This window comes from Kordiimonas sp., assembly GCF_048264555.1.
In the GTDB taxonomy this organism is placed as follows: domain Bacteria; phylum Pseudomonadota; class Alphaproteobacteria; order Sphingomonadales; family Kordiimonadaceae; genus Kordiimonas.
The window spans coordinates 711,997-724,654 of sequence record NZ_JBLXCX010000002.1 but is presented as its reverse complement, the minus strand read 5'-3'; the positions used below and the strand labels follow the sequence as shown (position 1 = coordinate 724,654).

The window sequence follows — 12,658 nt, the reverse complement described above, 5'->3', positions numbered from 1 at the left end:
GTGGTTATTCCATCTCAACTGTTATGGTTTTACGGGCTTCAACAAGCAACTGGTCAAGCATTTCATGGTTGGCGGCATGGCCATAGATAAAGCCGATAACCGCGGTGTTGTCCTTGATGGCGTTCACGGTGAAGCCGGGCCCGCGCCGGACAACCACATCCGTGATGCCGGGCAGGGCGAGGGCGTTTTCAACACCTTGCACTTCCCTTAGGCGACCTGTGGTTTCGGGGAAAATAGCGGCCCAGCCCGCAATGCTCTTTGGTGCGCCATAGTGCTGTGTGATAGGCGGCTTCTCAGCCCCTAGCGCCATCATATAATCCCGGGCGGAGCAACTGCCGTAGGCATGCGGGGCGGAATAGGTGTTGGTTTCACCATGGAAACGCGGTGCGATTTCAAGAACCACGATCTCGTCTCTCGTCATGATGAAATCACCTTTCACCGGGCCGTGGTTTATGCCTGTAGCTTTTGCAGCGCGGGCGAGGGTGTCGAATATCTTCTCGCGGTCCGCCTCCGTCAAATCCTTTGGCGGTGTAACCATACCCAGCGGGTATCTAAGCGGCAGGGGCGAAAAGAAACGCTCAATCACCTCACAGCCATAAAAGTCACCATGCCAGAGAATGCCGTTCACATCGATGTGGCGACCGTCAACCCAGTGCTCAATAATGATGTCGCTGGAGTATTGCCGGGCGTGCTGAAGTGCTGCGGCAAGGTCTGCGGCGTCTTCAACAAAGGTAACCCCTCGGCTGCCGCTGCTGTCCTTGGGTTTAACGATAACCGGCAGGTGAGAGGCGGCGCTGTGTTCATCTGTCCGTTTGGGGACGGTAAGCCCGGCAGCGCGGAACTTTTCAAGTGCCCGGTCTTTACTGAGGCTGATATCAACCGCATCCGGTACGCAGTGGGGGATGCCTAGCGCTTCGGCAACATAGGCAGCAGACTTCAAGCCAAAGTCACCGCCCGCGTATACTTCAACAATGTCATAGTGCTCAAGCCAGACCTGCGCCTGTTCCAGAATTGCCTGGCCGTCAGTCCCATCCGCCTGATGGAAGGCGTCTGCGGTATCTTTCAGGTAGGCGTCCGCGCTGCTATCGGTCAGCAGAACCTTGAGGCCAGCGTCCTGCGCCCATGCCATGGTGTGCCGCTGCAGGACCGAGCCCCCGATCTGGATGATTGCTCGGCTCTTCATGCTGTTTCACCGCTTGTGTCGGTGCGGACAACAGAGGCCAGCCCTTCGGTTTTCGGGAAGGTGCATTCGGCGCGGGTGAGAAGCCCGATTTCCATGCTGAAAAAGTCAGCCCCCGGCCACATGGCGGGGAAAAGTTTGTCCACAATCTGGTCGCCACACAGGCCGGGGTTCACTTCAAAGAGCAGTGGTTCTTCCAACTCATTGAGGCGAAAGGAGAAAAATACAAAACCAGTGGTGCCCCAGCGGGCCAAAAGCTGCGCCACACTCGCGCCGCACATACGCCGCACTTTCGCGCACACTTTCGCCTCACTCGCCACACCTTGGCCGATGAACCGACCGCGCTCGTCCGGGGCTACAAGTTCAGCGAAATAGCCGTGCCATAACATCTTACCGTCGCGTGCAGCGACCGATATGCCAAATTCTTCCCCATTTACAAGGGGTTGGGCTACATACATCCGGTTGATGGAGGCCGCACACGCTTGTTTTATAGCCGTGTCGAGCTCTGCTAGCTCGCGCACGAGGAAGACATTCTCTTTCCCTTTAAGGGGTTGATCTGGCTTGATAATTACAGGCAGTGAGAGTGATGGTTTTTCGCTCTCTGGGTGTTGCATGGTCTCGATTGTGGGCACATTTTCTGCCCTGCATTGCTGGTACAGGGAATATTTGGAAAGCGCCGCTTCTGCCAGATCAGGGCCTTGGCCCGGCACCTGAAGGGCAGCCGCTAGTTTCGCTGCCGTAATATTCGCAGGCCCTGACGTTCTGGCGATAACGTGTTGTATTTTATGGTTATTTTCTTGCCAAGCGAGTGCTGCAGCGACCGCAGCGTCTGCATCATAGGTGCTGACCGCAAGACCTGCATCACACAGGTTTTCATCCGGGGAGCGATCGATCCCCAGCACAGAAAAACCGGCTTGCTGAGCGGCTTCAATCAGCCGTTTCTGCCCGGCACCGGTGCCAATGGATGCAATATAGGGTTTGCTCATTTTCCTATTGGTTTCAGCTCTTTAGGTCTGGCCACCTGGCGGTGATATTTTCGATCAGGCCCTTGCCATCAAGCTTATAGATGCGCTCCAGCTCATCATTCGCGCCGGGTTCAATAAACTTGCAGGGCAGGCCGTGGCGCATAAATTTGCCGTTGAAACCATTTTCCATCAGCATGGTGCCGATTTGCGAGCCAAGACCGCCATCCAGCACCGCTTCCTCAATCACCGCCACACGTGTGGCATTTCGAGTGATTTCCATAAGCTCTTGTTCAGGCAGGGGTTTTATCTGTCTGATGTTCACAAGTCTGGTGCGGGTACCGCGTGCGGTCATATAGTCCTGCACTTCCCTAGCCGCCGCAAACTTGTTGCCAACGGTAATAAGAACCAGATCATCCCCCTCACCAAACACTTCTGGTTTCAGGATATTTGCCTTGTCGTTTGACGAGTTGATGCCGAAGTCCGCGACCGGGCCATAAGGCATCATGATAAGCGTTGGACTCTTCAACTCGTCCAACGCCACGTCAATCATGGTTTGCAGCTCTGGCCCGTCTTTGGGGTAGAAAACCCTGAGGTTGGGAATAGAGCGCAAGAAGGCAATGTCATAAATGCCGTGGTGGGTTGGGTTATCGTACCCACTGAAACCGCTACGGGCAGAAAGGATCAGGGTCGGTACGTTCATGAAACAAACATCGTGAATGATCTGATCAAACGCTCTTTGCAGAAATGTCGACTGGTAGGCGATGACGGGTTTGGCACCGTCTAGCGCCATGCCAACGGTCATGGTCAGCGCGTGCTGTTCTTCCATGCCGGGGTCGAAACAGCGGTCGGGGTATTTCGCGAAAATGCCCGCAAGGCCGGTCGCATAGATGGTTGAGGGCGTGATGCAGGTGATTTTTTCGTCATTTTCCATGCGCCGCTCAAGCACCTGGGCTGCATAATCCGGATAGGTTTTCTGTGGTGCTGCATTTCCTTTCGCGGCCCCGGTTTCAGGGTCAAAGGGGAAGGAAAAATGCAGGCGAAACGGATGGTTATCTGCCGGTGCCCAGCCGTGCCCCTTGACCGTTTTGGCGTGCACAACAGGCATCGATTTCGCTTTTTTTGCTTCCTCAAGTGCGGCTGTCATCTCCGCAATATTGTGGCCGTCAACCGGGCCGATATAGGTGCAGCCGAGGCTTTCGAACAGTGCTTTGGCCTTGCCGTCAGTGGACTGCAGCGCTTCATGCACTGCCCCAAAACCGGGGCTGATGGCAAAACCATTGTCGTTTACGATCACAACAAGCTTGGTGTCTTCAACCGCCGCGTGGTTCAGGGCTTCAAGTGACGCGCCTTCCACAAGAGCAGAATCCCCCACAACTGCAACAACAGGGTCCGTGTTGCCCCTTAATTTCCGCGAAAGTGCCATGCCAAGACCGACAGAGATGGCCGTGCCCGCATGAGAGGCTTCAATGGGGTCATGCTCGCTTTCAAGGTGGGTGAGGAAGCGGCTCATACCGTCATATTTGTTGAGGGTAGGGAACAGATGCGCGCGCCCGGTCAACAGCTTGTGGGTATAACCCTGATGCCCGGTATCAAACAAAAATGGTACGTCAGGCGAGCGGAAACAGGCGTGCATCGCAATGGTCAGCTCAATAGTACCCAGGTTTGCGCCGATGTGCCCGCCGGTCTCACTGATGTTCTCGAGGAGGAACGACCTGACATCGGCCGCGAGCGCATCAAGGTCTGCAGCATCAAGGCTCTGCACATCTTTGGGGTCACGAATGGTCGCGAGAGGTGAGTTCATGATCTTATCCTAAATATTGCCCGCCATTGACGTTGATAACTTGCCCGGTGATGAAGGAAGCGGCGTCTGACGCCAGAAAAACGGCGGCATGCGCAACATCTTCCGGTGTTCCGATGCGCCCTATGGGCACTTGGTCGATCATGGCCTGTCTGTCGGTTTTTGTGGCCATGTGTTTCATCATGTCGGTTTCAATAAAGCCGGGAGCGAGGGCGTTTACCCTGACACCGTGGGGTGACAGCAACCGGCATAGCGATTTTGTAAGGGTCAGGAGCGCGCCTTTGCTGGCCGCATAGTGCGGTGCCTTGGGGCCACCAAACTGACCGCCAACCGAGCTCATGTTTATGATCGAGCCTTCGCCGCGCTCGATGAAATGGGGTGCCAGCGCCTGAACCAGAAAGAAGGGAGCCTTCAGGTTGGTGTCAAACATCTCGTCCCACTCGGATAGCGTGATATCCTGATAGGGCTTTTGCTCTAGTATACCAGCATTGTTCACCAAAATATCAACCTTACCACAGGCCTCAATCGCGCTGGATGCAAGCGCCTTGGCGCTTTCAGCATTGGCCGCATCGAACTGGAGCACGGGCGCGCCGCCGCATCTCTTGGCAACGCGGTCTGCGGCATCCTGGTTCTGGTGGTAGGTAATGACAGGGTGCCCGCCAGCCTGAAAGACAGCTTCAGCAATGGCGGCACCAATGCCCCGTGAGGACCCGGTAATTAACGCGACTTTTCCTTCCAGCGAAAACGAGGTAAGCATGTCTTGTGTAGTCCTGCTTGCAATACAAAGGCTTAGGGTTAGTTTGGTACGAGCTTATCAGTTGTGTCGGTGAAAGCAATAAATGTACCATTGTATTGATCGGCCCGGTTTAATTTGCGTATATGTTTCGGACGCGAAACGCATTGGAGTGAGCAATTGAAGCCAACGCTATATACAGCGTTCCATTTAAATCTCGCGTTTTCTTCCATCGAGGCATCACAGCGTGCGGATGTGGTGGAGAGATGCTACTGGCCCTTGCTCAGGCTGGCTCGCGAGGGCTACCCCATAGGCCTTGAGATGACAGGCTTTACGCTCCGTGTGATACGTGACCTTGACCCGGCGTGGGTGGATGAGGCAAGGGCGCTTTCTAAAGCAGGGCTGGTTGAGTTTATAGGTAGCGGTTATGCGCAGCTCATTGGCCCGCTCGTTCCACCTGAGGTGAATGAGTGGAACCTCAAGCTTGGGCAGGCAGATTTCGGGGAAATACTTGGTGAAACGCCAAAAATTGCACTGGTGAATGAGCAGGCCTATTCGCCGGGGCTGGTGCCGATATATAAAGCTGCGGGTTTTGAAGCGATCATCATGGATTGGGCGGAGCCCGCGAGCCATCATAGTAACTGGAAGAAGGAATTTGCGTTAGCGCCGCAAACCTTGCTTGGCGCGGACGGAGAAACCATTCCCGTCATCTGGTCGGACGTGATTTCATTCCAGAAGTTCCAGCGTTTTGCTCATGGGGAGCTATCAGCCGCGGAATATATGGAGTTTTTGGTATTACAGCTCAGCAAGGGCATGCGGGCGATGCCGCTTTATACCAGCGACGCGGAAATATTTGATTTCAGGCCCGGACGATTTGAGAGCGAAGCTACTATAGACGGCATGAGCGAATATGAGCGCATTGGTCTGTTATTGCGGGCATTAAAGGATAGCGGCGGCGTTAAGTTTGGCTTGCCTCGGGATGCCCTCAAACTCTTGGCCGCAGATGGTGAGGCGATCCAGTTGGAATGTGCCTCGGCCCCAGTGCCAGTTAAAAAACAGCGTAAATACAATGTGTTGCGCTGGGCTGTGACGGGTCGGAACGACCTGGCGCTCAACACGCACTGCTGGCGTATCTACCAAAGCCTGATGGACCAAGGGGCGGATGAGCCCGAGGCCTGGCGAGAGCTTTGCGGATTTTGGGCAAGTGATTTCAGGACCCATATAACCGAAACTCGGTGGCGAGAGTTGCAGGACCGTCTTCCGTCGGTGGGTGCAAGATCAGCGGAATCTGTACCAGCTAAGAATACGGGGAATGCCGCTCCGCCGAGCATTGAGCGTCGTGGCCGCTGGCTTGAGATTGAAGCGGGGGACTGCCATCTCGCGCTCAATACGGCGCGGGGCCTCGCGGTTCAGGCAATGGGATTTGGCCCCCTAGTACCACAGGAAGCGGGCGCGCCGGGAGAGGCGAGCCCGATTGGCACCTTGGCGCATGGGTTTTATGACGACATCGCGTTTGGTGCCGATTTTTACAGCGGCCATTTTGTCTATGAACCTCATGACAGCCATAAGGTAACCGACCTTGTGAAATGTGAGCCCACGGTTGCGGTGAATGAGCACGGTCAAGTTGACATTCGTGCAACAATCGAGACCTCCCTGGGGCCGATTACCAAACAACTGTTGTTTGACCCTGCAGATTGCAGCCTTACGGTCGAGTATCTGCATGATTGGCTGATGCCACTGCCCGGTGCATTTCGGCTTGGTTTTGTTACGCTCAACCCGCTCGCATTCGACGTGAAAAACCTGTTTTTTGAAACTCATAACGGGGGAAGAACGATTGAGCGGCATGCACTTTCACATGACGGTGCATTGCTGAGCGTTGACCATGGCCGCGCCGTGTCGCGCCTCGTTTCGGCAACAACGGGACTTGGCATGACGGGTGGGCTTCTCCGAATGGGCGATCACCGCCACACCGTCACCCTCCATATGGCGCGCGGCGATGCAGCGGGGGTTGGGTTGATTACAGCCCAGACGGTGAGGGACAGCTATTTTGTGCGGGCTGCGATTAGCGTTCGAGAGTCGGATGAGACCTCGTCGCGGAAGGCGTTGGATATGTCAGAAAATATTGAGGCGCCAAAACTCTGCTATAAGGTTTCGCTACAGAGGGCTGGATACTAATGCGGCAAAGAAGTTCTTTTGTTGACGCGGTGTGGGTGCTAAGTTTCTGTGTGCAAAGCAAATTTGGGATCAGGGAGATACCATATGTCTTTTTCAGGTTTCGGGGGATCGTCGGCGGACTTTGATGGCAAGTCGGTTCTCATCACCGGTGGGACAGGATCGTTCGGAAAAACCCTGATGCGTCGCCTGTTGGCAGACCATAACCCTCGTAAGGTTATTGTGTTCGCCCGGGGTGAGTTGAACCATTTCCTCCTCCAGAACACATTGACGGAAGAAGAGCAGAAAAAGGTCCGCTTCTTTATTGGGGATGTTCGTGATCTCGAACGCCTTGTGATGGCCATGCGCGGTGTTGATATCGTTGTGCACGCGGCAGCACAGAAACAGGTGCCGCTCGCGGAATATAACCCGTTTGAATGTATCCGGACCAATGTGATTGGCGCCGAAAACGTTGTGCAGGCATCTATTCGTGCAGGTGTGAAGCAGGTCATCGCGCTTTCTACCGACAAGGCGGTGAACCCGATCAATCTATATGGCGCCAGCAAACTTGCCTCGGACAAGATTTTCGTGGCGGCGAACTCGCTCGCGTCTGGTACGGGCACCCGATTTGCTGTCGTTCGCTACGGCAATGTTTTGGGTTCACGCGGCAGCGTTATTCCCTTTTTTCGGGCTCTTCTCAAAAAAGGTGCGACGGAACTGCCAGTTACCGATGAGCGCATGACCCGTTTCTGGATCACACTTGAAGAGGCGGTGAATTTCACCATGTCATGCTTCCCTATTATGCGGGGCGGTGAGATATTTGTACCCAAGATACCCTCCATGCGCATACCGGATTTGATCGAGGCGCTGGCGCCCGGTATGGCGATCAAACACGTAGGTATCCGCCCCGGGGAAAAACTGCACGAAATTATGATTACCGAGCATAATGCGCGCAACACCATTGATCTGGGCGACCGCTATGTGATTGAGCCTGAATGGCACTTCTGGAACAGGGATGATCTGCTGGATGAGGGCCATAAGGGCATGCCGGAAGGTTTCGAATATTCAAGCGACAAGAATGATGATTGGCTTGGTGTTGAAGCTTTGAGGGAAATACTGACCAAGATTCCCGAGGAAGGCGAATAGAAGGCCAAAATGTCGGATGACTTTCTCCCTTACGGTCGCCATCAGATAGACGAAGATGATATCGCGGCTGTTGTTGATGTGCTGCGACACGGTGCCCTTACCGGAGGCCCGAAAGTTGACGAGTTTGAAGCGGCCTTCGCGAAAGCGGTTGGTGCCGCTGAAGCAGTTGTGTGCTCAAATGGCACAACCGCGCTGCATCTGGCTGTGATCGCGGCGGGAGTAGGGCCTGGTGATCAGGTCATTGTGCCTGCTGTAACTTTCCTCTCAACCGCAAATGTCGTCCGCATGGCGGGCGCAGATGTCGTTTTTGCAGATGTTTGCCCTGAAACCGGGCTTCTGACTTCGGAAACATTAGCGGCAGCGCTTGAGAAAAGCGAAAAGGCGGTTGCTGTCATGCCGGTGCATCTCAACGGGCAATGCGTTGAAATGCCTGATCTTCAAGGGCTGATAGAGGCGCATAATCTCAAGGTTATTACTGATTGCTGCCACGCGCTTGGCGCGACCTATAAAGCCGGTGGGTTTCCGGGCGACGGGCAATATGAAGACTTTGCCTGCTTCTCATTGCATCCGGTCAAGTCAATCGCGATGGGAGAAGGCGGTGTTGTCACGACGAATGACCCTGTGATGGCAAAACGACTGCGTCACCTTCGTGGGCATGATATGCGTAGGGATCCGAGAGACTGGAAGATGCCAGACGGTTTTGCCCCGGACGGCCAAGCAAACCCTTGGTACTATGAGATGCACGAGCTTGCCTATAACTACCGGGCGACGGATATGCAGTGTGCGCTGGGGTTAAGCCAGCTCGGTAAACTCAGGCAGTTTGTGGCAAGGCGGGCAGAAATTGCCGAGCGGTATGATAGGGCTCTAACCGGCGCGTCAAATGTTCTCAAACCAGTGCGGCGGACATCACTCGCCACATCTGCGTGGCATCTTTACCCGGTTTTGATCGATTTTGACGCTGTAGGCGTAAGCCGCGCTGAACTTATGAAGCGGTTGCAAGCCAAAGGCGTGGGCTCACAGGTGCATTACCTGCCTGTGCCATGGCAGCCATATTACCGGAATCTGTACGGAGAACCCCATTTCCCTGGGGCGGGCCGCTATTACGAAGCGGTTTTGAGTTTGCCTATATTTCCAGCCATGAGCGACGCTGATGTTGACCGTGTTGCGCAGGTTTTGAAGGAAATTGTGGGCGAAGCCAAGTAGGGAAGATATCCTCTGACTGTTGTTTCCAGCCGGGTCAGAAACGCTTGCGCGCTTCTGACCATATGGCGTGGGTATAAAGTCATGAGCCTCTTCGGATGCTCTAGCCTTGGAAGAGCGAGAGGATAGACTGAGGTGACTGGTTGGCGATCGAGAGCGCCTGCACACCCAGTTGTTGCTTCACTTGCAGAGCCTGCAGGTTAGCGCTTTCTTTAGCCATGTCGGCGTCAACAAGGTTACCGATACCAACCTCAATCACATCTGCAAGGCGACCCGCGAAGGAGCGGTTCTGTTCAAGGGATGTTGAGCCGGAGCCCAGCTTGGTCAGAACAGAGTTCAGGTTGTTGATCGCTGCGCTGATGTCGGTCACAGCGGCAGAAGCGGTTCCTTGTGTAGAGATTGTCTGCGTGGTTGTGATCGGAATATTTGTGCTGCTGAGCGTCAACGTCTGGTGTGACACTGTCAGCGTTTGTGTGGCGTCAGCGTTGGTGATCGCTACAATAGCGTCCGTGCCACCATCAATCAGGTTGGTGCCGTTAAAGCTAGCGTTCTGAACCACGGTGGTGATCTGGTCGCGAAGGGCTGTAAAGTCCTGCGAGAGTGCGTCACGGCTTGTGGTATCGAGGCCCTGGTCGGCGGCGGCAACTGCTTTTTCCTTCATCTCCAGAAGGAGGTCGGAAATAGCGCCGGCTGCGGCAAGCGCCACGTCAACGGTGGAGATTCCACGGTCGAGAGACTGCTTAACAGCGTTCAGGCCTTTAAGGTCACCACGCAACTTTTGCGCGATTGAGAAGACTGCTGCGTTATCTTTGGCGGAAGAAATCTTCAAACCCGTGTTGATGTGGGTTTGTGTTGTTTCGAGCTGCTTGCTCGTGTTGTTCAAGTTACGGAGTGCATCAAGGGCACTAGCGTTAACATTAATTGAAAAGGTCATTTAACCTCTCCTTCTCATGACAGTTATACCCGGCCGTCATTTCGGCTTGCATCGGTTGATGCAAGTGGTGTGCCAATTTTTAATATTTATAACTATATGAAAATAAACAATAAAAATCACATCTTCGCGCTTTGTCGTCATGAATGGAAAAGTCGTCCGAGGGCATAATGTGCCAGTGGTGAGGGCAGAAAGTGCAACATCTACCGGTTAAGGAGCTGGCCACGAAGGAGATACGATCTTGTTTTTGAGGGTGGGGTATTATTTGCCCTGGGGCTGAAACGTAGCGGCCCTGACAGGGGTGCCTGTTCTCTTTTGAGGTTTCTTGCTACTGCCACGCTTTGAGGTTGTGTTTTGACCAGCCGCCATGCCTGCTTCAGGAATGAAGACTGAAGGACGGACTGAGCTCACAAGCTGAGTGGTGGCTTGGCTTGAAACACTTTCCTGACGATGAAAGGCCAGGAGTTCATTTTGGAAGCGACCAGACGCGGAAAGATCGGGCGCTTGAGAGGTCGTGCCGACAGGGATGCGCAGGAGCGCGAGTAACGCTGCCTGCGGGTTAACCTGCATTTCTATATGACCTGGTTCAGGGCGAGAGAGGTTGGGCGAGATCTTGGCGCTGGTTGTGTGGCGGCGTTTTTGCCGTATCCCACAACCGGGCGGTTTCTTTTGGCTACTTCTTCGCCCACGCTGCGGATTAATCCTTCGCTGACAGATTTCAGGCGAAGGACAACACGGGCGTGGTCTCGCAAGACGGCACGAAACGTATCCGTTAGGTCTTTGAGGTAGTTCCGCTCAGGAGATCCTTTTGGCCCCAGGGTGTGTTCGTTTACCCGAACCCGGTTCAGGGTCTCCCGGTATTCAGCCATAAGGCGGCTCTTCTCACCGTGCAACTTCTGGGCTTCGCGCGGTTTCCGATCTTTGAGAAGATCTGTTTCGCGGCTGATTAGCTCGGTCAGAGAGATCGTGAGTTTTGCAAGCTGCGAGCCGTGGCCCGTAATAATCGGCGCGTCTGGTGTGTTTGATTTCAAGGGAAGGGGATCGAGTGGCATTTAAACCTCCTGCATCTTGAGAAGTTCGCGATACACATTGTCCGCGATACCAACACCGCCATTGCGGGCGATCGACTTGCTTGCTTCATCGACCATCATTGAGCGGTAAACGCCCTCTGCGGGCCCGCCACCCATCAAGCCATCGGTTGGAATGGCTTCAAACATCGGGTTCAGCATTTGTGAGATGAACACAGCCTCAAACTGTTCCGCAGCTTCGCGGGCGGCGGCTTTTTGTGCATCGGTGAGGTTGCTGCCAACTGCGCCGATACCGTTGCGGGCGGCGGCGAACTGGGCTTCCATCACTTGCGCTTGCGCCATATTTACGTGCTGGGTCTGCATTACATCACCTGTATTTCGGCTTGCATGGCACCTGAGGCTTTAATCGCCTGCAGGATCGAGATCATGTCACGTGGGCCCACGCCAAGGGCGTTCAGGCCGTCCACAAGGTCTTGCAGGGTCACTGAAGGCGGCAGGACAGTAAGCTTCTCTGTACCGGTCTCTTCCACATTCACGGTACTGCGCGGCACAACCTGGGTCTGGCCACCTTGCGCAAAAGCGCCGGGCTGAGACACTTGTGGTTGCTCGGAAATACTGATCGTCAGGTTACCTTGGGCAATGGCGACAGAATTGATGCGAACTTCAGAGCCCATCACGATGATGCCTGTACGTTCATCAATAATCACCCGCGCTTTTTGGTCAGGTGTAACGGCGATCTGCTCAATAGTGGTGAGGATGTCCACCAGCGCCATCTCGTAACCGATTGGGCGATCAAGCTGGATCGTGGCGGGATCGAGAAGCCGCGCCATGTTGGTTTTCAGGTGCGTATTGATCGCCTGCGTGATGCGCTGCGCTGTAGTAAGGTCAGGGTTGTGCAGCGACAGTTTAACGGCTGTGAGGTCGCTCAGCTCGAAAGGTATCTCGCGCTCCACAATGCCGCCGTTTGCCACGCGGCCGTTGGTTGGCACGCCCTGAACGATCGAGGCAGCTTCACCTTGAGCGCTGAAACCTGCAACAGCGACAGACCCCTGCGCAACAGCGTAAACTTCACCGTCTGCACCAAGAAGCGGGGTCGCGATCAGGGTACCACCCTTGAGATCTTCGGCGTCACCCATGGAGCTAACCTGAACGTCAATGCGGGTGCCTTGACGCGCGAATGAGGGCAGCGTTGCCGTAACCATAACAGCCGCCACATTCTCGGGCCGCATGGTTTCGCCTTTGGCATTAACGCCGAGGCGTTCAAGCATGGCAGTCAAGCTTTGCTCGGTATAGGGGGTGTTGCGAAGCGTATCACCGGTGCCGTTCAGGCCCACAACCAGGCCGTAGCCGATCAGTTGGTTCTCCCGGATACCTTCAACCGAAACGATGTCTTTGATGCGGGATGAAGCTGCGGCTTCATTTGGCATCATCACAGCCAGGGAAAGACCGGCTATAGCAACGAGCTTCTGGAAGAAAGATTTATGCAACATGCTTCGGCACCTTTGTAACAAGCCCGGCGCTTTTTG

At 54.7% G+C, this 12,658-nt stretch carries 11 protein-coding genes; 3 read left to right on the top strand and 8 right to left on the bottom strand.

Annotation, left to right across the window (positions count from 1 at the left end; translation table 11 throughout):
* Positions 1-4: 4 nt before the first annotated feature.
* Genes ACN0XZ_RS08485 through ACN0XZ_RS08470 form a run of 4 tightly spaced genes read right to left on the bottom strand, consistent with a single transcriptional unit; the run spans position 5 to position 4,700 of the window.
* Entirely contained in the window at positions 5-1,183 is a 1,179-nt protein-coding gene (locus tag ACN0XZ_RS08485) for an ATP-grasp domain-containing protein (RefSeq protein ID WP_417457303.1), read from the bottom strand.
* On the bottom strand, positions 1,180-2,166 hold the full coding sequence (locus tag ACN0XZ_RS08480) for an ATP-grasp domain-containing protein (RefSeq protein WP_417457302.1): 987 nt from the start codon (positions 2,164-2,166) through the stop codon (positions 1,180-1,182). The genes ACN0XZ_RS08485 and ACN0XZ_RS08480 overlap by 4 nt, the downstream gene beginning before the upstream one ends.
* A 13-nt stretch (positions 2,167-2,179) precedes the next feature.
* A complete protein-coding gene (locus ACN0XZ_RS08475) occupies positions 2,180-3,946 on the bottom strand; it encodes a 1-deoxy-D-xylulose-5-phosphate synthase (protein ID WP_417457301.1) in 1,767 nt (588 codons plus the stop codon).
* A 4-nt stretch (positions 3,947-3,950) separates the two neighbouring features.
* Positions 3,951-4,700: an SDR family NAD(P)-dependent oxidoreductase gene (locus ACN0XZ_RS08470; protein WP_417457300.1), complete on the bottom strand. Its 750-nt coding sequence runs from the start codon at positions 4,698-4,700 to the stop codon at positions 3,951-3,953.
* Between the two features lie 156 nt (positions 4,701-4,856).
* Between ACN0XZ_RS08470 and ACN0XZ_RS08465 the strand changes: the two genes are divergently transcribed.
* From ACN0XZ_RS08465 to pseC, 3 genes are all read left to right on the top strand, one after another.
* Positions 4,857-6,851 carry a glycoside hydrolase family 57 gene (locus ACN0XZ_RS08465; RefSeq protein ID WP_417457299.1) on the top strand — a complete coding sequence of 665 codons (1,995 nt, stop codon included), beginning with the start codon at positions 4,857-4,859 and terminating at the stop codon, positions 6,849-6,851.
* 84 nt (positions 6,852-6,935) lie between these two features.
* Positions 6,936-7,973: a UDP-N-acetylglucosamine 4,6-dehydratase (inverting) gene (pseB, locus tag ACN0XZ_RS08460; RefSeq protein ID WP_417457298.1), complete on the top strand. Its 1,038-nt coding sequence runs from the start codon at positions 6,936-6,938 to the stop codon at positions 7,971-7,973.
* 9 nt (positions 7,974-7,982) lie between these two features.
* Positions 7,983-9,176, top strand: a complete 1,194-nt coding sequence (gene pseC, locus ACN0XZ_RS08455; protein WP_417457297.1) for a UDP-4-amino-4,6-dideoxy-N-acetyl-beta-L-altrosamine transaminase — start codon at positions 7,983-7,985, stop codon at positions 9,174-9,176.
* Between the two features lie 100 nt (positions 9,177-9,276).
* Here the strand turns inward: pseC and ACN0XZ_RS08450 are convergent, their stop codons facing one another.
* The 4 genes from ACN0XZ_RS08450 to ACN0XZ_RS08435 form a co-directional block, all read right to left on the bottom strand.
* Complete coding sequence (locus ACN0XZ_RS08450; protein ID WP_417457296.1) at positions 9,277-10,107, bottom strand: flagellin; 831 nt, start codon at positions 10,105-10,107, stop codon at positions 9,277-9,279.
* Positions 10,108-10,676: 569 nt separating this feature from the next.
* Positions 10,677-11,156, bottom strand: a complete 480-nt coding sequence (locus ACN0XZ_RS08445; RefSeq protein WP_417457295.1) for a hypothetical protein — start codon at positions 11,154-11,156, stop codon at positions 10,677-10,679.
* Complete coding sequence (locus ACN0XZ_RS08440; RefSeq protein ID WP_417457294.1) at positions 11,157-11,495, bottom strand: rod-binding protein; 339 nt, start codon at positions 11,493-11,495, stop codon at positions 11,157-11,159.
* Positions 11,495-12,622 carry a flagellar basal body P-ring protein FlgI gene (locus tag ACN0XZ_RS08435; RefSeq protein WP_417457293.1) on the bottom strand — a complete coding sequence of 376 codons (1,128 nt, stop codon included), beginning with the start codon at positions 12,620-12,622 and terminating at the stop codon, positions 11,495-11,497. The genes ACN0XZ_RS08440 and ACN0XZ_RS08435 overlap by 1 nt, the downstream gene beginning before the upstream one ends.
* Positions 12,623-12,658 lie beyond the last annotated feature (36 nt).